Annotated in this window: 21 protein-coding genes and 1 pseudogene; 10 read left to right on the top strand and 12 right to left on the bottom strand. The window is 53.4% G+C overall.

Annotation, left to right across the window (positions count from 1 at the left end):
* The coding region (locus R6U41_RS08955) for a hypothetical protein (protein ID WP_410269495.1) at positions 1-217 on the bottom strand (217 nt) is incomplete at its 3' end.
* 27 nt (positions 218-244) lie between these two features.
* On the bottom strand, positions 245-1,138 hold the full coding sequence (locus tag R6U41_RS08950) for a transglutaminase-like domain-containing protein (RefSeq protein ID WP_410269494.1): 894 nt from the start codon (positions 1,136-1,138) through the stop codon (positions 245-247).
* Between the two features lie 667 nt (positions 1,139-1,805).
* Here R6U41_RS08950 and R6U41_RS08945 point away from each other — a divergent pair.
* The 4 genes from R6U41_RS08945 (at position 1,806) to R6U41_RS08930 (ending at position 6,769) form a co-directional block, all read left to right on the top strand.
* On the top strand, positions 1,806-2,396 hold the full coding sequence (locus R6U41_RS08945) for an SIS domain-containing protein (RefSeq protein WP_410269493.1): 591 nt from the start codon (positions 1,806-1,808) through the stop codon (positions 2,394-2,396).
* On the top strand, positions 2,393-3,880 hold the full coding sequence (gene rfaE1, locus R6U41_RS08940) for a D-glycero-beta-D-manno-heptose-7-phosphate kinase (RefSeq protein WP_410269492.1): 1,488 nt from the start codon (positions 2,393-2,395) through the stop codon (positions 3,878-3,880). The genes R6U41_RS08945 and rfaE1 overlap by 4 nt, the downstream gene beginning before the upstream one ends.
* A 127-nt stretch (positions 3,881-4,007) precedes the next feature.
* Positions 4,008-4,967 (top strand): MBL fold metallo-hydrolase, encoded by a 960-nt coding sequence (locus tag R6U41_RS08935; protein WP_410269491.1) that lies wholly within the window; start codon positions 4,008-4,010, stop codon positions 4,965-4,967.
* 203 nt (positions 4,968-5,170) lie between these two features.
* Positions 5,171-6,769 carry a peptide chain release factor 3 gene (locus tag R6U41_RS08930; RefSeq protein ID WP_410269490.1) on the top strand — a complete coding sequence of 533 codons (1,599 nt, stop codon included), beginning with the start codon at positions 5,171-5,173 and terminating at the stop codon, positions 6,767-6,769.
* Positions 6,770-6,805: 36 nt separating this feature from the next.
* Here the strand turns inward: R6U41_RS08930 and R6U41_RS08925 are convergent, their stop codons facing one another.
* Positions 6,806-7,156, bottom strand: a complete 351-nt coding sequence (locus tag R6U41_RS08925) for a TraR/DksA family transcriptional regulator (RefSeq protein WP_410269489.1) — start codon at positions 7,154-7,156, stop codon at positions 6,806-6,808.
* A gap of 353 nt (positions 7,157-7,509) precedes the next feature.
* Here R6U41_RS08925 and R6U41_RS08920 point away from each other — a divergent pair, with 353 nt between their 5' ends.
* Complete coding sequence (locus R6U41_RS08920) at positions 7,510-8,580, top strand: OmpA family protein (protein ID WP_410269488.1); 1,071 nt, start codon at positions 7,510-7,512, stop codon at positions 8,578-8,580.
* Between the two features lie 283 nt (positions 8,581-8,863).
* On the top strand, positions 8,864-9,088 hold the full coding sequence (locus R6U41_RS08915; protein WP_410269487.1) for a hypothetical protein: 225 nt from the start codon (positions 8,864-8,866) through the stop codon (positions 9,086-9,088).
* Positions 9,089-9,178: 90 nt separating this feature from the next.
* Here the strand turns inward: R6U41_RS08915 and R6U41_RS08910 are convergent, their stop codons facing one another.
* Together R6U41_RS08910 and R6U41_RS08905 are read right to left on the bottom strand one after the other, a co-directional pair.
* Positions 9,179-10,837, bottom strand: a complete 1,659-nt coding sequence (locus R6U41_RS08910) for an AMP-binding protein (protein WP_410269486.1) — start codon at positions 10,835-10,837, stop codon at positions 9,179-9,181.
* Positions 10,838-10,846: 9 nt separating this feature from the next.
* Entirely contained in the window at positions 10,847-11,416 is a 570-nt protein-coding gene (locus R6U41_RS08905; protein WP_410269485.1) for a cupin domain-containing protein, read from the bottom strand.
* Positions 11,417-11,794: 378 nt separating this feature from the next.
* On the opposite strand from R6U41_RS08905, the gene R6U41_RS08900 reads away from it, so the two are divergent.
* Both R6U41_RS08900 and R6U41_RS08895 read left to right on the top strand, forming a co-directional pair.
* Positions 11,795-12,415 (top strand): restriction endonuclease, encoded by a 621-nt coding sequence (locus R6U41_RS08900; protein WP_410269484.1) that lies wholly within the window; start codon positions 11,795-11,797, stop codon positions 12,413-12,415.
* A 199-nt stretch (positions 12,416-12,614) separates the two neighbouring features.
* Positions 12,615-14,522, top strand: a complete 1,908-nt coding sequence (locus R6U41_RS08895) for a DUF294 nucleotidyltransferase-like domain-containing protein (protein ID WP_410269483.1) — start codon at positions 12,615-12,617, stop codon at positions 14,520-14,522.
* On the opposite strand, the gene R6U41_RS08890 is transcribed toward R6U41_RS08895, so the two are convergent.
* The 4 genes and pseudogenes from R6U41_RS08890 to R6U41_RS08875 form a co-directional block, all read right to left on the bottom strand.
* A complete protein-coding gene (locus R6U41_RS08890; protein WP_410269482.1) occupies positions 14,501-16,069 on the bottom strand; it encodes an exonuclease domain-containing protein in 1,569 nt (522 codons plus the stop codon). The two genes, R6U41_RS08895 and R6U41_RS08890, sit on opposite strands and share 22 nt — an antisense overlap.
* A gap of 269 nt (positions 16,070-16,338) precedes the next feature.
* Positions 16,339-18,126: a sodium:solute symporter gene (locus R6U41_RS08885; protein ID WP_410269481.1), complete on the bottom strand. Its 1,788-nt coding sequence runs from the start codon at positions 18,124-18,126 to the stop codon at positions 16,339-16,341.
* A gap of 71 nt (positions 18,127-18,197) precedes the next feature.
* Positions 18,198-20,225 (bottom strand): acetate--CoA ligase, encoded by a 2,028-nt coding sequence (gene acs / locus R6U41_RS08880; protein WP_410269480.1) that lies wholly within the window; start codon positions 20,223-20,225, stop codon positions 18,198-18,200.
* A gap of 386 nt (positions 20,226-20,611) precedes the next feature.
* Positions 20,612-20,737: pseudogene (locus R6U41_RS08875) on the bottom strand (molybdate transporter family protein); the annotation flags it as partial.
* Positions 20,738-20,962: 225 nt separating this feature from the next.
* Here R6U41_RS08875 and R6U41_RS08870 point away from each other — a divergent pair.
* Together R6U41_RS08870 and R6U41_RS08865 are read left to right on the top strand one after the other, a co-directional pair.
* Positions 20,963-21,187, top strand: a complete 225-nt coding sequence (locus tag R6U41_RS08870; RefSeq protein ID WP_410269479.1) for a hypothetical protein — start codon at positions 20,963-20,965, stop codon at positions 21,185-21,187.
* 118 nt (positions 21,188-21,305) lie between these two features.
* Positions 21,306-21,917 carry a TetR/AcrR family transcriptional regulator gene (locus R6U41_RS08865; protein ID WP_410269478.1) on the top strand — a complete coding sequence of 204 codons (612 nt, stop codon included), beginning with the start codon at positions 21,306-21,308 and terminating at the stop codon, positions 21,915-21,917.
* Here the strand turns inward: R6U41_RS08865 and R6U41_RS08860 are convergent.
* From R6U41_RS08860 to R6U41_RS08850, 3 genes are read right to left on the bottom strand one after another with little or no spacing between them, the layout of a single operon-like run.
* The gene (locus tag R6U41_RS08860) at positions 21,904-22,677 is read right to left on the bottom strand and encodes an inositol monophosphatase family protein (protein ID WP_410269477.1); all 774 of its coding nucleotides are present in this window, start codon (positions 22,675-22,677) and stop codon (positions 21,904-21,906) included. The two genes, R6U41_RS08865 and R6U41_RS08860, sit on opposite strands and share 14 nt — an antisense overlap.
* 27 nt (positions 22,678-22,704) lie before the next feature.
* Complete coding sequence (locus tag R6U41_RS08855; protein WP_410269476.1) at positions 22,705-24,063, bottom strand: PFL family protein; 1,359 nt, start codon at positions 24,061-24,063, stop codon at positions 22,705-22,707.
* Between the two features lie 4 nt (positions 24,064-24,067).
* Entirely contained in the window at positions 24,068-24,355 is a 288-nt protein-coding gene (locus R6U41_RS08850) for an ACT domain-containing protein (protein ID WP_410269475.1), read from the bottom strand.
* Positions 24,356-24,469: the final 114 nt, after the last annotated feature.

Raw genomic sequence — 24,469 nt, 5'->3', positions numbered from 1 at the left:
CCACGTTTTCAAGCTGCATACCTGTAAGGCCGTTGTTGATCTTCATGTGCGCGTCAAAAGCCTGCCGCTCCAGGGTGAGTTCCTGACGGATTTCAATTTTGACGACCGCACAAATGGATTCTGCGGTGGATGCCGTATGAAACATTGATAGAATCACGCATCCGACAAAGGCTGCAAACAAAAACGGTTTCAGATGAAAGCCGAAGCTTTTCTTCATTGATCCCCTCGTCCGGAATTTAAATTGTCATGAGTTCATTTTTGCCTTGATGCCCTGGCCACAAATCCGGAAAAGATTGTGATTTTTCATTGGGTTTGCACATTGGTCGCCGATAATGTGCAGTGCAATATAAACCGAATCCTTTTCCATAAACACACGGTTCCAGGGGTCTGCCACACCCCATCGGCCGTTGACATAAATTTCGGCCCAGTTGTGATAGCCCGAGGGTTGGAGCACCGTATTTTTCTCGCAGATATATCCGCCCACCCTTCTGCAGGGTATGCCTGCGGCGCGGCACAGGGCGGCAAACAGGTCCATGTATTCCGTGCAGTCGCCCGTCCCCCGGGTCAAAGCATAAAGCGCCCCCTGCTGTCGTTTTACGTATCCGCTGTATTCCATGTGGCCGGAGACCCATTTATAAACGGCTTCTGCTGTGGCCGAACGGTCGGTCCTTTTCAGAGATGATGCACGGGCTTTGATAGCCGGGTGACGGGATTGGACACGGAATTCTTGCTGCAGAAAACCGCTGCAGCCATCAGTGCAGGCGGTTTTCACAGGCGCTTGAGTTATAACGAGATCAGTTTTCACGGTCACGATTTCCGAAGCAAAGGGGGCAATGGTTTCAATCGGGAAATAAAGCACCTGGTTTCCGTAACAATCTTGGGTCAGCTGATAAGGGTGGGAGGATTTGATGGTTTTCAATGTTTGATGAGCAGTTTTTCCCACAGGTGCATAAGTCCAGAGGGAGACATCTTCGGCCGTGCTGTTGGTTGTATTTTTAACAGTAAAGCTGTAGCGGATCTGCCTTGAACTTTTGCCGAGAAAGCCTGCGCTTCTCTGCACTTCCCGGTTTGCGCTCCATATGACAACGAGTATCAAAAACAGGCCGGCAACAAATATCCATATGAATTTTTTGTTCATTCGGATTGTCTTTCTGTCAGGGACGGATCCCCGGCTTCTTGGGGGCAAATCTCAAAAAGGCCGCATGGTTATGGATTTTTTAAGGACTTTTGTAAAATTTTATATAAAAATCGGCTATGCCGATTATGAAATAACCTGGATATTGTTGGGCATGAAAAGCTGAAGATATATGCGCTTATTCCTCTTTAACTAACCGATTACAGATTATTCAAGAAAGCCTATACCCGGTATGGGAAAATCATGACTTTCGAATGTTGTCAAGAAAAAATTTTAATATTTTATTTCGATTTCATTAACGAATACTTCCTGAATATCACATGTAATTACTATGATATTGAGCGAATAAATCAAAATTCAAATACCAAAATTTCTATGAATATGAATATTTGGATACATTCATACCAATTGCGCAACCCGGCCCCCCGGCCTGAAGAATGCGGGCATTCATTTGTTTTTTGACTTTGCCTGTCTGTTTTTGTAAACTCCTTTTGTTTACAAAAACACCGGATTGCAGGCATTGCCGAACGGCGGCTGCGGATCCGGAAAGAAAAAATACCAGGGGAAATCTTGAAAAAAACAAGACAGAAGGTACTGCCCCAAAAAACGTACAGATTGTCCACGATCAGGCCCCGGGCCTGCGGAGCCACGTGAAAAAAAAGGAATTTTCGTGAAAACATTTACGGATATTGTGTCTGAACACAACCAGGTGCTCGGTGATTCGCTGGCATCATTTGAAAAAAATTTCGATCCGGCGCTGGAAGTTTGTATTCACTGCCTGCAAAACCAGGGAAAGCTGATGATCTGCGGCAACGGCGGATCTGCCGCTGATGCCCAGCATTTTGCCGCAGAACTGGTGGGCCGGTATGAAAAGGAAAGAAGCCCATGGCCGGCTGTTGCCCTCTGCGTGGACACCTCCATTATCACGGCCCTGGGAAATGACTACGGCTTTGAACAGGTCTTTGCCCGCCAGGTAAAGGCCCTGGGCCGCGCCGGGGACGTGCTTGTGGCCCTCAGCACCAGCGGCAATTCCCCCAACGTGATCAGGGCTGCTGAAACCGCCCGGGAAATCGGCATCAAGGTCATTGCCATGACCGGTGAAGGCAGCGGAGCTCTGGCGGATCTGGCCGATGTTTTGTTTGCCGTGCCCTCCAGGCGCACCGCCCGAATCCAGGAAGTGCATGAAATCTGCCTGCACGGTCTTGCCCAGGCTATTGAAACCGGGCTGACCAATGCCCGGGCCGAAAGGAAACCTTCATGAAACCGGCTTTTCTGCTTTCCCGCAGTCTCATGGAACTGCTCGAACATGCCCCAAAACTGCATATATGGGTGGTGGGCGACGCGTTTTTGGATGATTACATCGAAGGTGCCATCAAACGGGTTTCCCCTGAGGCCCCTGTGCAGGTGGTCAACGTGGAAAACCAGTTCCAGCGCCTGGGCGGAGCCGCAAATGTGGCAAACGGACTGGCTGAACTCGGTGCCAGGGTGAGCCTGGCAGCAATCGCCGGCCGGGACGCCCCGGGACATGCCCTGGCCGAACTGTGCGCTGAAAAAAACATTGATACCCAATGCCTGATCCGGGTCCCGGACCGCCCCACCATCCGCAAACTGCGGGTCATGTCCCGGCGCCAGCAGATGATACGGCTGGACTGGGAAGACACGGAACCTATTGACGATCAAACCCGGCAGGCGCTTTTTGATGCCCTGGACCATGCTGCGCCGCCGGATGCCATTTTGCTCAGCGACTATGCCAAAGGTGTGCTCACTGACAATGTTATCCAAACCCTTGTTGAAAAAGGCAGAAACCGCAATATCCCGGTGGTGGTGGATCCCAAATCAAGAGATTTTTCCAGATACAGCCGGGCCTCCATCATTGCCCCCAATCTTTCTGAATTTGAAACCGCAGCCGGCCGCGCTGTTGATCCCCTCGATGAAACCGCAATGGCTGAAACCGCAAAATCCTTGTGTGAAAACTGCCGGCTCGATGCCCTGCTCATCACACTGGGAGAGCTGGGCATGGCCCTGTGGAGCCCGGAAAACGGCCTGAAACGGGTGGATACCCGGGCCCGGGAGGTCTATGATGTCACGGGTGCCGGCGATACCGTGGTGGCTGCCCTGGGATTGTGTCTGGCCGCAAAAATGGATTTTCAGACCGCTGCCATGATCGCCAATGCGGCAGCCGGCATTGTTGTGGGCAAGGCCGGCACCTCCACGGCCAGCCCGGCGGAATTGGTGGAGTCCCTGTCCCCCCCGCTTGAAAACAAAATCATGGACACAAACACCCTTGCCGAACACGTGCGGTGGTGGCGCATGCGAAAAAAACGTATCGTGTTTACAAACGGCTGTTTTGATCTGCTTCACGTGGGCCACCTCCATATTTTAAACCAGGCTGCGGCCCAGGGGGATCTGCTTGTGGTAGGACTGAACACCGACGCATCCATTGCCCGGCTAAAGGGTGCAGACCGCCCGCTGATTGCCGAGCATGAACGGGCCTCCATGCTTGCCGCATTTGACTGCGTGGATGCGGTGGTGCTTTTTGACGAAGACACACCGGTCAACCTCATTCACACCATTAAACCCGATGTCCTTGTTAAGGGATCAGACTACCGCATGGACCAGGTGGTGGGCAGAGAAGTTGTGGAAAAATACGGCGGCAGGGTGGTGCTTGTGGATTTTCTGCCCAACCAGTCCACTTCCCTGCTGATCGAACGCATCCGCGGCGGCCCCCGAAACAACGGCGCATAATTTTTTTCTGGTCTTATGCTCATAATTATGATCAAATGGGTATAACCGGGTCCAAACAGCCGGCTGCAAAAATGCCGCCTTTTGCCCAGGCCCCGGTCAATGACAATGCGCAGCAAAGGAGGCCGCCATGAACATTTCCATGCAACCCGTGGACCGCGTGGACATCCTGACCCTTCAGGACAACTACATTGACATCCTTGCCCGGGACAATTCAGATGTCATCTCCCGGGCCGTGCCCCTGGAGGGAATGGAGGTAAAAAACAGCATACTGGCCGAACACGGCTTTTCTGCGATGATCACTGTCAACACAGGCGAGTCATCCAAAAGCCTGCTGTTTGATTTCGGGTTTTCCCCGTATGGGGCTGCCATGAACGCAAAAACCCTGAAGGCCGATCTTAGCCGGGTGGAGGTCATGGCCCTTTCCCACGGCCACCTTGACCATGTGGGCGGCATTCGGCAGCTTTCGGAAATGGTGGCCAAACCCGGCATCCCCCTGGTGGTTCACCCTGAGGTGTTCCGGGATCCGCGCTACATGAAAATCACAAAAGATCTCAAGGTATTTTTCCCCCCATTTACCCGCCAGGATGCCGAGGACGCAGAAGTTTCCCTGATCGAAACCGCAACCCCCTATCCCATGCTCGACAGCCAGGTTCTGTTTTTATCGCAAATCGAGCGAACCACTGAATTTGAAAAAGGCGCGCCCTCGCTTTGGTATGAAAAAGACGGCGTTGCCAGGCCAGACACATTTGAAGATGATACCGCCCTGGCCTTTGTGGTCCGGGACAAGGGTCTGGTGGTGCTAAGCGGCTGCGCCCATTCAGGCATTGTCAACACGGTGAACTATGCCCGGAAGGTCACGGGCGTGGATGAGGTTTATGCTGTTATGGGCGGATTCCACCTCTCCGGCCCGGACCAGGCGCCGGTTGTCAAACCCACCATTGACGCCCTGACAAAAATCGACCCGGCCTGGATCGTGCCCACCCATTGCACCGGGCGTGATGCCACAGCAATGTTTGAACAGGCCTTTGGCGATCGTTTTATCCTGAACATGGCCGGCACCCGGCTGACCTTTGCCGCCGAACAGTAAGATTTTAAATAGATATAATGATTGACATATCCTTTCATGGCGCGTATAGAAAAACGCCATGAAAGGATATGAATCCCCCATACTGCCGCCGCCTTAACGACTCCCGTTTTTTTGTCGTCTTCACCCGCTTTGTCCTTTAAACAGGATTTTATCAGACACGGTTCCGGTAAAACCCGGGCCGAAAATTCAACAGAGTTGCATACATGAACGCGATATCAGAAAAACAAAACCGTCAGGAAACCGGGCGGCGCCGGACTTTTGGCATCATCAGCCATCCGGATGCCGGCAAAACAACGTTAACGGAAAAACTGCTGCTGTTTGGCGGCGCCATCCAGATGGCCGGATCGGTCAAGGCGCGCAAGGCAACCCGGCATGCAGCCAGCGACTGGATGGCCATCGAGCAGGCCCGGGGCATTTCCGTGACCAGCTCCGTAATGCAGTTTTCCTACCGGGATTGCCAAATCAACCTGCTGGACACCCCGGGCCACCAGGATTTCTCAGAAGACACCTACCGGGTGCTCACTGCAGTGGACAGCGCGGTCATGGTGATTGACAGCGTCAAGGGCGTTGAGCCCCAGACCCGCAAACTCATGGAAGTCTGCCGGATGCGAAACACCCCGATCATCACCTTTATCAACAAGCTTGACCGGGAAGGCATGGCGCCGCTGGATATCATTGATGATATTGAAAACACCCTGCAAATCGAGTGCGCCCCCCTGTCCTGGCCCATTGGCATGGGAAAGCGGTTTAAGGGCACCTACAACCTGTACCGCAAGGAACTCAACCTGTTTACCCCGGGCCAGGAACGTCTTCCGGATGATGTGTTGACCATCCGGGACACAAGCGAACCCAGGCTGGATGATATGCTCGGCAGCCAGGCCGCGGAACTGCGCCAGGACGTGGAACTGCTGGAAGGTGCGGCCAATCCCTTTGATATGGAGGATTTTTTAAATGGCAGCCAGACCCCGGTTTTTTTCGGCAGCGCCATCAACAATTTCGGCGTGCGCGAACTGCTGGACACATTTGTGGAAATCGCCCCGCCGCCCCAGCCCCGACCGGCTGCCACCCGCATGGTTTATCCTGAGGAAAAGGAGTTTTCCGGGTTTGTGTTTAAAATCCAGGCCAACATGGATCCGGCCCACAGAGACAGGATCGCATTTCTGCGCATCTGCTCTGGCAGGTTTGAACGGGGCATGCGAGTGCGCCACCACCGGACCGGGAAAACCGTCCAATTGGCCAATCCCATCACGTTTATGGCTCAGGACCGCGAATTTGCCGAAGAAGCCTGGCCCGGCGACATTATCGGCATCCACAACCACGGCACAATCTGCATCGGGGATACCTTTTCGGAAAAAGAACCCCTGTGGTTTACCGGAGTGCCCAGCTTTGCCCCGGAACATTTCCGCCGGGTGCGCCTCAAATCCCCGCTCAAGGCCAAGCAATTGAAAAAAGGGGTCCACCAGTTGGTCGAGGAAGGCGCCATTCAGTTGTTTCAGCCGCTCTTTGGAAGCGATTTGATCCTGGGTGCGGTGGGCGTGCTGCAGTTTGATGTGACCATGGAGCGGCTAAAAACCGAATACGGTGTGGATGCCGCCTATGAACCCGCCGAATATGCCGCAGCCCGCTGGGTCCGGTGCAGTGACAAAAAAAAGCTGGATGCATTTAAAAAAGCCTGCCAGTCCCATCTGGCAACAGATGCCCGGGGGGACCTGGTCTATCTCGCCCCGACCCTTTGGCGGCTCAATTATGAGTCCGAGCAATGGCCGGATATCACATTTTTAAAGACCCGGGAATATCAATAAATCCCTGCCCATCCAGTCCCGGAGGATGAAAATTGGCTATTTTTCCGCCTTGCGCGCGCATTCAATGCAGGTTGCCACACTGGGATCAAAGCGCAAACGGCCTTCTGCAATTTCTTCATCGCAATTGACGCAATAGCCGTAATCCCCTTCCTTCATGCGCTCAAGCGCCTTGTAAATCCGCCTGCGCTCCTGCTCAGCCAGACGGGATGCAGCCCGGGACATGGCTTTCTGCTGCATGGCATCCATGCGCGAAAGCCGGCCCGTACGCGCCTGATCCAGTTCCAGGGGTGCTCTGTCGTCTTTTTTGTCGGCCTGCCCGCTTTCGATTGCTTCCAGGCGCTTTTGCAGGGCTTTCTGAAATTCCGCAAGATCGATGTCTTTTCGCAAGATAAAAAAATCCTTTCCGGATCATTTGAAAACCACCCGTTTCACCGGCTTACCCGTTGCCTTTTCGAAACAAGTATACAAGTTTTTTATTTTATCCGAAAACGCATAACCGCACAATCATGATTTGTGTTCACTCTTGACCAGTCTGCAAACCCAAAAATTGACACCAGCAAACAACAAGATTATCTTTTAAAAAGAATATATATTTCTCCGAAATCAAAAGCCAAGCGGTTTTATTTCACCACAAATGCGTCACTATATAGGCAAGGAGGGCCTGCCAAAAAAAAATCACCGGGTAGGAATTTTAAGCAAGCATTTTATAGACATCTTTTCCCAAAAAAAGGAGCAACGCCATGAGACCTATTGTAAAAACAGCTGTTATCATTCTCTCTGCCATATTTGTCACATCCCTGGCAGGTGAGACTTTTGCGCAAAACAAAACAAAAATTGAGCCAAAGGCAGAAAACTTTGTGTTTTTAGTGGACAACTCCGGGTCCATGGGTTTTGACTACAAGCCCTTGGAAATGCCCAAAAGCCAGGCTGCCAGAGACCTGCTGATCGCTGTCAGCCAGGATCTGCCGGAACTGGAAGCCGGGTTCGGTGTTTATACCTACGGTCCTTATAAAAAATATCTTCCGGCCGGAACCCAGGGACACCAGGGTTTGAAAGGCTCTTTTGAAGCCATGCCTGTTGAGTTTCCCATTTTTGACCGGCAGACCCCGATGGGACAGGACCTGAAAAGCCTTAACAACGAGGTGTCCCGGCTAGAGGACCGGATCAACGTCATTGTGGCAACAGACGGGGAATCCAACCGCGGCCCGGATCCGGTGGGTGTGTTACAGGAGATCGATGACAAATACGGCGACCGCGTCTGTTTTCACTTCCTGAGCCTGGCCCAGAGCCCTGAAGAAAAAGCCCTGGTAAATCAGATGGCGCGCGTCCAGTCCTGCTCCACCACCACCGAAGCCCACACCCTGGCCGAAGATGCCGGCAGGCAGGCATTTATCGAAAAAGTATTTTATGAAACCCGCCAGGTCAAAGCCGAGCCCGAACCCGAACCCAAGGAAAAACCGGCTGAAAAGGCCCCGGTTATCGGCAATGTCCTGTTTGATTTTGACTCCAGCCAGATCAAATCCCAATATAAAAAGGATCTGGATAAAGCCGTTGAAATCATCAAGGCTCATCCCGGAAAAGAGATCATTTTAAAAGGCCATACAGACAGCAAGGGATCAGCCGAGTATAACATGAAGCTGTCAAAACAACGGGCAAATGCCGTGGCGGATTACCTGAAGGAACAGGGCGTGGACCCGAATCGTTTGGAAGAGGAGATTGAAGCATACGGGGAAGCTAATCCCGAATACGACAACGCCACGGAATCCGGGCGGGCCCTGAACCGCAGGGTGGAGATCAAACTGGTCAAGTAGGACAAAACCTGGCAAGTTCCGGCGTTTATAAAACCGGACTGCCGGAGTTTTTGTAACCGATTGCAAAAACGTAATCATTACGCGGGGATGTCAGGAAAAAGCCTGCCGGCATCCCCGCTTTTTTTCTTTTTGATCCGGTTTTACCCAATGTTATCAGGGAAGCCCAGCGCCCGGATATCCAAGGCCCGGGCCGCAGTGCAATTGCTTGACATCATGGTAAAAGGACGTATGTTTAGCCCATAAAGCGTTACACTTGAAAACACCTTTTAAAACGGAGGCGGTTATGCCGGAAAAGAAATTCAAGCAGGTATGTGAATGTGAAAAATGCGGCAATGAGGCGGAAATGATGATCACCTGCAGCCTGGTTCCCGAAGAGGACAAACCGGAAGAAGAGATGGAACAGGCAAAGGTGCTAAAGGAGAAAAAGCCCGGCACGGTTGCCGGACATGCCGTCTGCACCCGCTGCGGCAGTGAAGCCGATATCTGGCTGGATACCAGCGGCATATAAAATGGTTTGAAAATTTTTTGCACAACCGGACAAGGTGCTGGCCGCTGGCCGCAATTGCCTTGTCCGGTTGTCCGTGTGGTTTTGCATCCGTTATGGCCGGATCCGGTCCGGCCCGGGAAACGTGTCCACAGAAAGCTCCTGGAGCTTGTATTTCTGGATTTTGCCGCTGGCGGTCATGGGATAGCCATCCACAAAGGCAACGTGTTTGGGGATCTTGTAGCGGCTGATCCGGCCCCTGCAGAAATCCCGGATATCCTGCCCGGTTAAGTCCGAATCGGATTTTTTGATCACAAAGGCGCCCACCTCCTCGCCGTACTTTTTGCTGGGCACACCCACCACCTGTACATCGACCACCCCTTCGAGCTGATAGAGAAACTCCTCGATCTCCCGGGGATAGATATTTTCCCCGCCCCGGATGATCATGTCCTTGTACCTGCCCGTGATGGCCAGATAGCCTTCAGAATCAAGCACCCCGAGATCGCCGGTATGCAGCCAGCCGCGGGCATCAATGGTTTTGGCCGTGGCCTCGGCCATGTTGTAGTAGCCGCGCATAACATTATAGCCCCGGCAGCACACCTCGCCCTGCTTGCCCGGGCCTTTTTCCTCCCCGGTTTCCGGGTCCGTGATTTTGACCTCGATATGCGGCATGGGACAGCCGACGGTTTCGGTTCGCCGGCGCATGTCATCTCCTGGCATGGTCTGGGTGATCACCGGGGAGCCCTCGGTAAGCCCATAGCAAATGGTGATTTCATGCATATACATTCTGTCAATGACCTGCCGCATCACATGTACGGGACACGGGGAGCCGGCCATGATGCCGGTGCGAAGCGAGGAGAAATCAAACTTGTCAAACAGCCCGTGGTCCAGAATGGCAATAAACATGGTGGGCACGCCATAAAGGGCCGTGCATTTCTCCTTCTCCACTGCGGCCATGACCTGGACCGGATCAAATTTTTCCAGCACCACCAGGGTTGCGGCATGGCTGACAGCCGCCAGCACCCCCAGAACGCATCCAAAGCAGTGAAACAGGGGCACAGGCAGGCATACCCGGTCGGCTGCGGTGAATTTCTGGTTTTCCCCGATCCAGAACCCGTTGTTGACAATGTTGTAATGGGTCAGCATCACTCCCTTTGGAAACCCGGTGGTGCCTGAAGTGTACTGCATATTGACCACGTCATGGACGTCGAGTTCAGCCTGGCGGGCCCTGTAATCCGATTCAGAGACCAGAGCCCCCATTGCCATGACCTCGGGCAGGGCATACATGCCCCTGTGTTTTTCCATTCCCAGGAAAAACACCCGCTTCAGGTGCGGAAAACGCGGGGCATTGAGCTGGCCCCTGTCCTGGGACCGAAGCTCTGGAACCAGGTCATAGACGGTCTGCAGATAATCGGTATCCATGTACCCGTCAATAAGAAACAAATTTTCGCATTCCGACTGCTGCAGCAGATAAGCCAGTTCATCGCTTTTGTAGTTGGTGTTGACCGTGAGCAAAACCGCCCCGATTCTGGCCGTGGCAAATTGCAGCGCCACCCAGTAGGGGATATTGGTGGCCCAGATGGCCACTTTTTCGCCCCTGGCCACGCCCATGGCCATCAGCCCCTTTGCCAGCCGGTCCACCACAGAAGCAAATTCCCGGTAGGTCATGCGGAAATCCCGGTCCTCGTAGATCAGTGCATCATTGTCCGGATGGCCGGCCACGGCCTCGTCCAAAAGCTGGCCCATGGTGAGGGTTCGCAGTTGATTGTCCATAACCGCCTCCTATCTGGGAATGTAGACCACCGCATAGATGGCAGCCAACGTCTCGCCCAGGCAGCTGACACAATGGGGAATAATGGAATTATAATAAATGCTGTCGCCCTCGCCCAGACGATAGGTCTCATCGCCGTAAATCACTTCCACCTCGCCCTGCTGCACCACGATAAACTCCTCTCCCTCGTGGCTGGACAAATGCTTTTCCTCTGCGGACTCAGGCAGGATCTCCACGTAAAAGGGTTCCATGTGCCGATCGCTTTTGCCTTTGCCAAGGGAGTAAAATTTCAAATCCACGGGCTTGTCCCTGCCCCGGAGCATGCTCAGCTCGTTTTTGCGCTCAGCCCGGCGCATCACCAGGGGATCTTTGCTCATCTGGTCATCCAGAAATGTTCCCAGCCGCACTTCCAGGGCCCGTGCGATTTTGAGCAAAGGTCCCAGAGATGGATAAACATTTTGCTCCACCACGGAATGCAAAAACTCGGGAGACAGCTCAGTGCGCCGCACCAGCTCGTCCATGTCGATTTCTTTTTCGGCCATAAACGCCTTGATCCGCTGGCCCACCTTTTCGGATTTCATGTGACCTCCATGCCTGATTTTTCAACCTTTCGGGTTGCCGGCTGCTGCCTGGAAAAGAGTCTTTCCAACAAATTCTGTCTCTGCCCTGTGACCTATCTTCCACAAACCGGATTTCTATACCTTATCTGTGAAATGATGTAAACCATTCATTACCCGCACCGCCCGCCTTATACCCGGACCCGGACAATCAATAAACGAGCAGGCAATATATTTATGAAAAATTACGCCTTTACATGGCTGCCAGGGGCTGTTATTATTTTTATAACAAAATTTTTTCCGTCCCTGCTGCCTTAAATGGTTTCAATTCTGGCTTGGCAACTGCATGAAAACATTGGCAGCCATCTGATCACTTTATTCTCCATTTCAGGTGGGTGAAACATGGCCGCGTATCGAGAAAACCTTCTGGAGCTTCTGGTGGATGCACCCTGGTGGGTCAGTGCAGGGATTGCCGCTGCCGTATTTGTGATTCTCAAATTCATCCTGCCGGAACTGGTTACAGGACAATCCCTGTCTGCCGCCCTGGCTGGGGGTTTGGCGGACGCGGCCTGGCTCATCGCCCTGATCGTTTTGATCCCTGCCCCGGTTTCAGCTTACAACACCTGGAAGAAAGACCGCCTGTTAAGCGGCCTGGAGGACCCGGCCGCCATCAAAAAACTTTCCCGGGGCGCCTTTACCCGGCTGGTGGAAGGCCTTTATGCCGCAAACGGCTACCGCATCAAGCCGGATGCCGATCCCTGCGACGAGGCCGAAGTGGACCTGATTGCGGAAAAAAACAGCCAGCAGGTGCTTGTCCAGCACAGGCATCACAAATCCGGACAAATAACGCCCAAAGCTGTGCAGGCCATGCTTGACAGGCTGGAAAAAGACAACGCCGGACAAGCCCATATCATTTCCTGCAGCGGTTTTACCCACGAGGCTTCTGAACTGGCCGCAGGCAGCGCAGTCCGATTAATTGACGTCAACGGCCTGGAAAAGATGATCAAACCCGGCCAAAGCTGAAAACCTTCAACAATGATGGTATAGTAAAAAGTCGGTTTTCAGATGGCGCCGTAAAAAGTTCAAGATCAAGGCTTGCGCGATTTCGAAGAATGCAGCGTACTTATCCGTACGTGAAATTCTGAGAAATCGCGCGTAACGCAGATATTGGACTTTTTCCGGTGCCATCAAAACCGGCGGCAAGCCCCGATAGGAGAAAACCATGAACTCCTCTTTGTTTGATTTTTTGACCACTGTCCCGCCTTTTGACGTGCTGCCCGAACATGAACTGCGAAAAGCCGCCCAGGAACTGACCAAGAGCCATCGCTACCGAGACATGGTTCTTTTTGTTCAAAACAAAACCGTGCTCAATTATGTATATATCCTCCTGGAAGGCCGGCTGGAAAAATATATCCAGGACGGGGATAAAAAGACCTTGGACGGACTGCTCGAGGAAAAAAGCATCTACGGCGGCCTGTCGATTTTGTTTAACAAAAGTGTTTCCATCCGCACGGTTCAGACCCTGGAAGACAGCACCTTTTACTGCCTTCCCAAGGAGCTGTTTCTGGAATTTTGCTCCCATTACCCGAAGTTCACCAGTTTTTTTACGGATCAGTTCAGCGAAAAGATGCTGCAGGAGCCCTACGTGGCATTAATCGCCAAAACCCCGGAAACCCGGGAATCCGGCGATCAGAGTTTTTTGAACCTGACCCTGCAGGATATTTTTTCCAGGGAATTTGCCGCATGCAGCACAGATGCCACCATTCAGGAGGCAGCACAGCTCATGACCCAAAAAAAAAGAAGCTCTATTGTGGTCATGGACGCGGACGGCAACAGCATCGGCCTGATCACGGATCATGACATGCGCAAAAAAGTGGTGGCCGAGGCATACTCCGTGCACAATCCCGTAAGCGATATTGTAGGCGGCCCCCTGATTACCATGCCCGCCCAGTCCCAGATATTTGAAGCCATCATGCAGATGATGAAATACGACATCAAGCATCTGGCTGTCACGGACAATGCACAAAAAATGCTTGGAATCGCAACCGAGCAGGACCTGCTGCTGGCCCAGGGCAGATCTCCGGTCTATCTCATGCGAGAAATCCAGATTGCAGACAGTGTGCAGGAACTAAAAGCCCGTCACAAACAGCTTCCGGGCCTGATCAAGTCCATGATCGACAGCGGGGCCATCGCCAACCATTTAAACCGCATCATCACAGAACTCTCTGATGCCATTCTCAAAAAAATTATCGGCTTTGCAATCGATGAGATGGGAGAACCCCCGGTTGAATTTGCCTTTATGATCATGGGCAGTGAAGGGCGCAGGGAACAAACCCTGAAAACCGACCAGGACAATGCCATTGTTTTCAGGGATGTGGCCGAAGGCAAGGAAAAGGAGGTTCAGTCCTATTTCCTGGCCCTGGGTCAGAAGGTCTGCACCTGGCTCGATGAAGCGGGCTACAGCCTGTGTGAGTACGAAATCATGGCCCAAAACCCCAAATGGTGCCAGCCGCTTTCAAAGTGGAAGCAGTATTTCGGGCAATGGATACACGAAGCAGATCCGGAATCGCTGCTGCATTCAAGCATTTTTTTCGATTTCAGAACTGGGTACGGCCAGGCCGATATCATAGAAGAATTGCGCATGGATCTGTTTAAAGCCCTTTCGGGCTGGGCGGGCTTTTACCGTCATTTTGCCGAAAATGCCCTCCATTTTAAGCCGCCTCTGGATTTTTTCGGCAACCTGATCCTCAAAACCAGGGCCGGGCGAAAAAACAGTCTGGACATCAAAACCCCCATGCGCCTCATTGTGGATTTCGCCCGCATCTATGCTCTACAAAACCGGATAGAATCTACCAACACCATGGAACGGCTGGAAGAAGTCCAGTTAAAAGGCGCCCTGGAAAAAAAGGATTATGAGGAACTGGCCCTGGCCTACGGATTTCTGATGCACATGCGCCTGGCCCATCAGGTGAATGTGCTGGTGGAAGAAAAACAAAACCCCGACAATTTCATCGAGCCCAATAAACTCACCCATATGGAACGGCAGTCGTTGAAAGAAGCCTTCAAACGCATAAAGATCGCCCAGGGCAAGATGCGCATGGACCTGACTCAGGACATCGGCATTACCTGATCCCGTTTTGGGCCCACATACTTGACCTGCTCGGTCACCGCCCTGGCCTCCTGAAGCGTATTGACTCCCTTGTTTTTCAGCAGCGCAATCAACTGCAGAAAAATCTCCGCGGTGGTCAGGGCATCACCCATGGAGGTGTGCCTGGGATATATGCGGGTGCCCAGCCTGTTGGCAATGGCTTCCAGGGAATGATCCTTTTGGCCGGGATGCACATACAGGGAAAGCAAAAGCACGTCAAGGACCGGATTTTCAAACTTGAGCCCGATATTTTGTTCCTTTAGCTGCAGAAAGGTCAAATCAAAATCCGCGCAATACGCCACCAGCACACTGTCTCTGACAAATTCCCAGAAATGCGAAAGCACCTGTTCAATTCCCGGCTGGTTGACCACCATTTCATCGGTAATGCCGTGCACACGGATGGATTCAGGACCAATGGAGCGATTCGGGTTTACCAGGCGGTCAAAAGTCTCGCCGGGGACAATCCGCGCGTTAAAAATCCTGACCGCGCTGATGGAAACGATCTGATCGCCGCCCAGGGGATCCAAGCCCGTGGTTTCCAGATCCAGCACGGTGTAGGTCAGCTCGGAGAGTTCGCGCATGTCCATGGGCGAACTTTTCTGCTGCCGGTACAAAAGCTGAAAATCATAGGTACAGGGCCGACCATTCTGCAGTATACCCGGTCCCTGACTTTTGGCAGCAAAATCCGGACTGCCCATGCTATGCAGAAAAAAAGACTGCTGATCATGGGGCTGGAGCAGACAATAGTCCTCGTGTGCATGCAGGAAAAGGCCATATCCCAGAATTGAATGTTCATGATCCTGGATACAGACCATCTGGGCCGGCACATCCGCCCCCTGTTCCTGCTTAACCTGGAGGTAGGACACGGGATCGCCGACATTTTCCTCGAGCTGGGCATGCAGATCATGCATGGCCAGGGCGATATCGTCCTGGTTTAAAAATGCGGACAGGGATCGTCCCAGCCCGAGTGATATCCCGGAACCGTTGGCCGGGTTTCTCTGGCAAAGCAGCTCATCTGCTTTCCTGTTGTACAGAAGAATTTTGCCCCGCCGGTTGCAGACCACCACCCCCAGGGGCATGCGCGTAAAAAGCGAGGCCAGGGTCTCCCGGTCGGTGCGCAGTTCCGAGTCGGGCTGGTTTTGCTGGTGGAGCTGCTCCTGTAAATACTGCAGCTTGTCTGCGGCCTTGTTGATCTTTTGCACCACGCTTTTGATCTCTTTGCCGCCCTCGGTGACGTTGATTCTGTGGCCGGCGTTGACCGTGCTGATCAGTTCGATTTCCTCGCTGATTCTTGACAAAGGCAGGATATAGCTCTGGAAGATCTCGTTTAGCAGAAATAAAAATCCCATGAGAATCACCAGGCTGATTAAAAACAACAGCCCGAAAAAATCCCCCTGGGATTGCCAGATGCTTTGCCTGGCGGTTTCCGGCAACTGGGTCCACAAGCGAAAAAACAGATATCCGAGCAGGGTAAGCTGGATGGTGATGATGGTCAGGGTCAGCACCCAGAACTTACTTTTCAGGTCCATATACCTTCATCTCCTGATGCCCGGATACCTGTCTTCGGAAACGACCCTGACAATGCCGAATTTTTTTGCCGGCCGGATACAACATTGTATTGCCGGCCCGGGAAAAGCCCGGGCCGGCATTGCATTTTTTCAGTACGGATATGTTATCCCAGCAGGCCCATTCCGATAAGAATGACCCACAGGATGGAAAATCCCACGACAATCAGCATCCACAGATCTTCTGGCTTCATATTCCCTCCTTTTGCCGGTTAATGCGTTAGGGCTGTTTTCTAAGTGATTTCCTCCACCACGATGTTGGGCTCATTTTCCGCCCGCTGAATTGTCTTTTCAGTAATGCTTGACATCTCCGCCTTGAAACACAGGGCCCACATCATGATGATGCCCAGGATCCACCACGTGATCTGCCAGGACCACAGGGGCGGAAATCCGGCAAATGAAAACGCCTGGTTGCCGAGAATACACAGGGGGCCGATGGCGAATATGTACCATGCCGGCACCACGAACTTCATGGCATTGCGCCATTTGCGGCCGCTTTCACTGGGTGTTTCCACGTTATCCAGCCAGCCCCGGAACTCGCTTTGCCGCTCCACGGTCTCGGCACTGTCCTTGATGCCAAGGCCCCGGCACACATAAGCCACGACCAGACCTGTGGCCGTGCCCCAGAATGCGCAATGCATGGTCAGGGGGTTGGGCCAGACCTTATAGGTGAGAAAAACAGCGATCAACCCGGCCAGGATACCCAGAAACGTGCCGTAGGAAGGCCAGCGCAGTCCCCAGAGCGTTCCCAGCAGGGGCACGTACATGACAAATCCGAATGCCGTTGCCAGGGCCCCCAGAATCACCAGGGCTGCTGTGGAACCCAACCCCACGGAAAGGGCAATGATGGTGATAATGGTGACAAACAGGCGGTTGACCCAGATCTGTTCTGCATGCCCGCCTTTTTTCTTGCGGATTTTGAGCCACCAGATGTCTCTGAGCAGCATGGAGCCGGCTGTACCGATATAGGGCGCGGCCGTGGAGTGCATGGCCGCAATCAGCCCGATAAAGGTCACACCCAGCAGAAACGAGGGGATGTAACTGGCCATGAGCTGAGGGACCACGTCACTGTCTTTAAGCAGGTTCAGCTCCCCGGCCCGGTCTAGAATCACTGCACCAAGACCCTGGAAGGCGGTGAAAAAAAACAGGGCAAAGCCCACGATAAAGGTGGACATAAACACCTGCTGCCAGGCAAAGGGCCTGGGGTTCTTGTTGGAGAACTGCCACATGATAAAAGCCGGCGATGACTGAATGCCCATTAAGGCAAACATATAGGTCAGAATCATCGTCGTGGTCCAGACGGATTTACCCACCGTGAATTCAATCAGCGACGGCACCTGCAGGTATTTGTCCGGCAGGTTGGCCACCTCCTCGCTCATGGCACTCCACCCGCCCAGATGGGCCAGGGTAAAGGAACCCACCAGGATGATGGCCAGAACCAGCAGAACAAACTGAACCACCCCCACCCAGGTGCTGGCCCGCAAGCCGCCGGTGACCACGTAAAACCAGACAATGCCGGCCATAATAATCGCCCCCCAGACCAGCGGGACTCCCGTGACCCATTTAAACAGGGCGGCAGCGGCCATGAGCTGGACTGCGGAGTAAAATATTCCGTAGAGACACGCGGTAATGACCACGAGATAGCGCACACCGTCATTGTTGTAATAATAGGCAAACATGTCGCCAGGGGTAACAAATCCGTATCTTTTGCCGGCCAGCCAGGCCCGCTTGGCAAAAAAAGTGCCGGTAATCGGGATGGTCAGCACGTAAAAGGATGCAAATGCATAGGCCAGTCCCGCCTTCCAGATCAGTCCGGGATGGCCCACTGTGGTCCAGCCGCTAAACGAGGCAGCAGTTGCCGCCATCAGAAAAGCGATCATGGGGATTTGTCTGCCGCCGAGGGTATAGCCCGAAGAGGTCTTCTCCGTGAAATACCCCCGTAACCCCCAGTAGAAACAGTAAACAATATATAACCCAAGAAAAATCCAGACCCAAGTTGTGTCAACGGCTCCGTTTCCCATAATTTTTCCCCCCTTTTGTTTGTTTGCTTGCCGGCCGGGACCCGGCCGGCAAGCCGGTCAAAAAAACACGGTTATCCCTGGACCATGTGACGAATCTCCTCGACAATCTCCGGGTTGGCCAAAGTGGTGACATCGCCAACGTCATTGTAACTGGAAATCGAGGCCAAAATCCGGCGCATGATCTTTCCGGAACGGGTTTTGGGCATATCGGGAACAATATAGACATGGCCGGGCTTGGCGATCTTGCCAAGCACATCTGACACCGCGTCAGAGACCTTCTTGGCCAACTCAGTGGTTGCTTCATAGCCGGGTTTGAGAGATACGTAGAGATCCGGCACAGTGCCCTTGATTTCATCGGGCACGGCCACCACAGCGGCCTCAGCCACTTCCACGGCAGACAGGGCTGCAGACTCGATCTCCTTGGTGCCCAGCCGGTGACCGGAGACATTGATCACGTCGTCTATTCTGCCCAGGATGCGCACGTAGCCGTCTTCTGCCATCACCGCGGCATCCCCGGCCATATAAGGCCAGTCTCTCCAGTCCGTGCTCTGGGGGTTTTTGCAGTATTTACCGTAATAACTCTTGATATAGCGTTCCTTGTCCTTCCAGATGGTCTGAAACGCACCGGGCCAGGGGTTTTGAACGCAGAGATTGCCGGCCTTCCCAGACCCGGGAGGGATTTCGTTGCCGTCATCATCATAGATGATCGGATGGATTCCCGGAAGACCCGGGCCGGCGCTGCCGGGTTTCATGGGCTGAAGTGCGGGAATGGTGCTGCACAGAAACCCGCCGGTTTCCGTCTGCCACCAGGTGTCGACCACCACGGCTTTGCCCTTTCCCACAACCTCGTAGTACCAGCGCCAGACCTCGGGCTCGATGGGCTCGCCCACGGTTGTCATATGTTTGAAATAATAGTTGTATTTTGCCGGCTCATCACCGCCCACCTTTCGCAGCGCCCGGATGGCGGTGGGTGAGGTGTGAAAGATATTGACATCCAGCTCCTCGGCAATGCGCCAGCAGCGGCCGGGATCCGGGTAAGTGGGCACGCCTTCGTAGATCACGGTGCTGGCCGCAAGGGCCAGGGGGCCGTAGACAATAAAAGAATGCCCGGTGATCCAGCCGATATCGGCCATGCACCAGTACACATCTTCGGGATGGATGTCCTGGACATATTTCGACATCCAGGTCACATAGGAAAGATATCCGCCGATACTGTGCTGGCATCCCTTGGGCCGGCCGGTGGAACCGCTGGTATACATGAGAAACAAGATTCCCTCAGCCGGCAGGGATACGGGCGGGACCTCGGCGTTTTTATACTTTTGCATCAGCTCGTCTGCAAAGAAATCCCGGCCCTCGACCATATCCGTGGACGAGGAATACTTGCCTGGATAACGTCTCCAGACCAGAACCTTTTTGACCTTTTGGCCCTGCTTTTCCGCGGCTGCCACGGCTTCGTCGGAATTGGCCTTGTGATTTAACAGCTTGCCGCTTCTGTAATAGGCATCCATTGTGATCAGGATATCGCTTTCCGAGTCCCAGATCCTGTCGCCGCATGCCTTGCCGCTAAATCCCGCAAAAACCTGGCAATGAATGATCCCCAGCCTGGCACAGGCCAGCATGGTGATGGGCAGCTCCGGGGTCATGGGCAGATACAGGGTGACCCGGTCGCCGGCTTTAAGTCCGCAGAAATCGCGCAGCACGGCTGCGGTCTCATTGACCCGGCGGTAGAGTTCCTGATAGGTCATGTGAACCACGGGTTCTTCTTCCAGCTCCGGAACAAAATGGATGGCGGTTTTGTTCTTGTATTTGGCTAGATGGCGATCCACGCAGTTATAGGAGGCATTGAGCATGCCGCCCACAAACCATTTCCAGACCGGGGCCTCGCTGGTATCCAGGGTGGTGTGCCAGTACTGGTCCCAGTCCAGCAGGTCCCCGAACTCCTTGAAACACTCCGGGAAATTGTCCAGACTGAAGCGTTCAAAGATATCCGGATCAGTGCAGTTTGCCTGGCCGATAAATTCCGGCCTGGGGTAATAAAGCTCCTCTTCTTGCCAATGAACAGCGTAGTGGGAATTTAAACCTTGTTCACTTTTAGCCATGCGCCCCCCTTTCGTTGATGTTGAGTGTTTTGTTCAGTGAAAGGTGTTTTCTAAGCTGTAATATGTTTTTTTCTAAGAAAAAGTTTTACACAATGCTTTGTAATGACTGAAAAGTGTTTGAGCAAACAAGATCAGGAATCGAAGTGCGGCGACAAAAACTTCTCCTTATGCGCCTTGTACCTTAAAATTGCAGTCAGGGGTGGAGATTGTCAAGTTTTTTTTTCCGGGTGCCCGGCTTTTGCCATTTTTTTTATACAGATAGTTTTTCCCATCTCAGCACGTGCGCCACCACAATTCCGGTAATAAATCCGGCAGCCAGGTTGCTGGCCAGGGTAATGCCAAGGATAATGGCCGCCACAAAAAAATCCTTGCGCGCCTTTAAGTCCATATATGATGTAAAAAAGACCGATGCTGAAAAACAGGCCCATGGGATTTAACCCATTGAAAAGAACCATGGCAATGGCAATGGGCAAAAGCGTGCCCAGATCCCCGAGTGATCCGGCAAACTCCATCCGGTTGAACCTGAATCTTTCAGACATGCGCAATTTCCTTCCTGTATCGGAAAACATAACCTTGCACAGCACCGGCCGCAAAAAAATTTTTAAGACCTGCGGGTTAGCGTTCCAATGTGCCGGCAAGGCCATCAAATATCTCATCGAGTTGCGGCTCCGGGGAAAACATCTGGGAGATCAAAAAAAACCGGAAAACAGCGGCTGTGCCTGCTGGCCCGGGCCCTGGTGAAAAATCCCTATCTTTTGCTCCTCGACGAACCCTGCCAGGGCCTGGCGCGCAGTCAGCAAAAGGCGTTTCAGCAGCTCACAGACGCCATTGCCGCCATCAGTGATCTCACCATTGTCTATGTGACCCACCAGGCTGAACAACTGCCGTCCTGTATCCAGCACACCCTGCACCTGCCGGTAGGCTTTCTTAAACATTCCTTTTTGCATGGAAAGAATTTTTGAAAATTATTCTGGAAAATCATAACAATTGCATGTAGAATGAAGTTTTTTAATGTGAACGGGTAACAAGAATAAACTACCGGGTAAAAATCCGCCGTTTTTTTTGAAAGGAGCATGGATCGTGGCGTTAAGAACCCTTGAGCAACTCAAGACAGAGGAAAGAGAGGCCCGTCGGAGGCTGATTGCCGATACGGCCCGGGATCTTTTTTCCAGAAAGGTTTTCCGGGATGTCACGGTCCGGGAAATCGCAAAAACCGCCGGTGTGAGCGTGGGCACCATTTACAATCATTATACCAGCCTGGGCGAAGTCTTTCTGGACGTATTTCTGGAAAGCGCCAAGGAAATCACCGACCTGATGGATTCGGCCCTGAAAAACAAGGATGGAGATGTTTTTCGAAGATTCTGCAGGACTTATGTCAATTACCTCAACGAAAACATGACCTTTTTCCAGATGATGAGCAACTTTATCCTCGGCGGCGAGCTCTCCGAGGACGGAGTCCATAATCTCAACAACAGCATGCGCTCCATGGTGGACCGCATCGAACAGGCGGTGATCCTGGCCGGCATCCAAAAAGATACAAGAATTGCCGCCCACGCGCTGTTTTCTGCGCTAAACGGCCTGATGATCAGCTACGGCCGATATCCCGGAAGAACCCCGGAGGAAATCCGGCAGCACACCCTGCGGCTCACCGACGTGCTGGCGGCCACGTTTGCGGCCTCTACCCGCGGATGAGCTCCAGAACCCGGGGCAAAACAGCGGCATTTGCGGATATGGCCTCGTTTGCGCAAATGGTTTCATTGCCGGACCAGTCGCCGAAATAACCGCCGGCTTCCTTTAAAATCGGCGGAAACGGGGCGCAGTCCCAGACATTGACCACGGCATCAAGCATGACTTCGGCCCGGCCCGTGGCCACCAGGCAGTGGCCATAGGCATCGCCCCAGCCGGCGCGCACGTAAGTCGCCTGCTCAATTCTCTGCCAGGCTTCGGCACGCCCGTATTGGGCAAAGCTGCCCGGATCCGTAAATGTGGCCACTGCATCGGCCATCCGCTCAACCGAAGACACCCTGGCCAGCCGGCCGTTGAAACGGCAGCCAAGCCCGGTGGCGGCCGCCACCATCTCGTCCAGCGCCGGAAAATAGGCCACGCCGGCTTCCACCCGCCCCTCGATTTCCAGGCCCAGCAGGACTCCGTAGAGGGGAACCCCCCGGGTAAAGGCCTTTGTTCCGTCAATGGGATCTATATACCAGCGATGGTTTGCCCCCTTGTGGGCTGACTCTCCGAATTCCTCTCCCACAATGGCATGATCCGGAAATTTTTTTTCAATGCGACCACGAATGAGTTTCTCTGCCTTTTGATCGGCCACGGTCACAGGCGTTTGATCCGCCTTGAAGTCCGGCCGGATGCCGGCCTGAAAATATCCCAGGGTTAACCGGCCGGCCAGGTAGGCGGTTTCCACGGCAAAATCCAGACAAGATGCCAGGTGGTTACTCAACTGCTTTTCTCCATTGCCATGTCGGGCTTAATTGCGCATGCTGGTTACAGACGCGGGCAGCCGCCCGCCCCGCTTTAAAAAATCCCTTGATGAAAACCCGTTGACATGCATCACCGGGGCGGTGCCCAGAAGGCCGCCGAACTGGACCAGATCCCCGGCCTTTTTGCCCGGCACCGGAATGACCCGCACGGCTGTTGTCTTGTTGTTGATCATCCCGATGGCCAGTTCATCGGCAATAATGGCGCAAAGGGTTTCTTCGGGTGTATTTCCAGGCACGGCAAACATGTCCAGACCCACCGAGCAGACCGCGGTCAGGGCTTCGAGCTTATCCAGGCCAAGGGCGCCGGCACATACCGCATCGATCATGCCCGAGTCCTCACTGATGGGAATAAATGTGCCGCTCAAGCCCCCCACGTTTCCGCTGGCCATGGCCCCGCCTTTTTTCACCGCATTCATCAAAAGCGCCAGGGCCAGGGTGGAGCCGTGGGCCCCGATTTTTTCAATGCCGAATGCCTCGATCACTCCGGCCACGGAATCGCCCCGGGCCGTGGTGGAAGCCAGGGAAATATCCACGATCCCGAATCCGATATCCAGGGACCGGGCCAATTCCCGGCCGATGAGTTCCCCTGCCCGGGTGATTTTAAACACCGTGCGCTTGATCACCTCTGACAGCCGGGTCAGGTCGCAGTCCCGGTTTTGCTCCACCACGCTGCGAACCACGCCAGGGCCGCTGATGCCGATGTTTAATGCGGCATCCGCCTCCCCCACTCCGTGAAAGGCCCCGGCCATAAACGGATTGTCCTCAGGGGCATTGACAAACACCACAAACTTGGCACATCCAACGGCGTTTTCGCTTTTGGCTGCGGTCTGTTTGAGCATCGGTCCGATCCGGTTGACCGCATCCAGGTTCATGCCGGAAACAAAAGAGCCAACGTTTAAAAAGGAGCAGACCCTTTCGGTCTGGGACAAAACATCCGGCAGCACCTCAATGAGCATGCTGTCAGCACGGGTCAGCCCCTTTTGCACCAGGGCGCCGAATCCGCCGATAAAATCCACCCCCGCGTCCCGGGCGGCAGCATCCAGGGTCTGGGCCATTTCCAGAAATTTTTCCGGCTCGCAGTGGGTTTCCATGATCAGGCTCACCGGGGTGACGGCAATGCGCTTGTTGACAACCGGAATGCCGTACTTGCGTTCAAGCCTTGCAGATTCGGCAATCAGCCGTTCGGCATGGGAGCAGACCTTATCATAGACGTTTTTGCGGAAAACCCCGAAGTCGGAATCAATGCAGTCCTTGAGATTCAGGCCCAGGGTGGTGGTCCGGATGTCTAAATGCTGGCGCAGGATCATGCTGGCGGTTTCGTAAATCTCTTCGACTTCAAATGGCATTTTTTCAGATCCTGTGCATCATCCGGAAAATGTTTTCATGCTGCACCTGCACGGACATGGCCAGCTCATGGCCGATTTTTTCAAGGCCCAGGCTCAGTTCCTCCATGTTTAGGGATGCATCGCAGACATCGACAAACATGGACATGACAAAGCAGCCGTCGGGCATGATCCGTTGGTTGATATCGATGATATTGATGTTTTGATGATAAAGATAAGTGGCCACCGTGGCCACGATTCCTTTTTTGTCCTCGCCGATAACGGTGATAAACACCATTTCCTTTTTCTTTTCCATGGGCCGCGTTTTCCGCTTGCATTCAAATGTCTTGTTTGCCCGCAGGGGCATCGATCATTATTCTTCTGCCATGGAAAAGCGCCAGGCGCAATACCATTCTTCGGGGTGCTCGTC

The sequence above is a fragment of the Desulfosalsimonas sp. genome (assembly GCF_046483245.1).
Lineage (GTDB): Bacteria > Desulfobacterota > Desulfobacteria > Desulfobacterales > Desulfosalsimonadaceae > Desulfosalsimonas.
The sequence above is the reverse complement of the archived record's forward strand: the minus strand, read 5'-3'. Positions and strand labels throughout refer to the sequence as shown.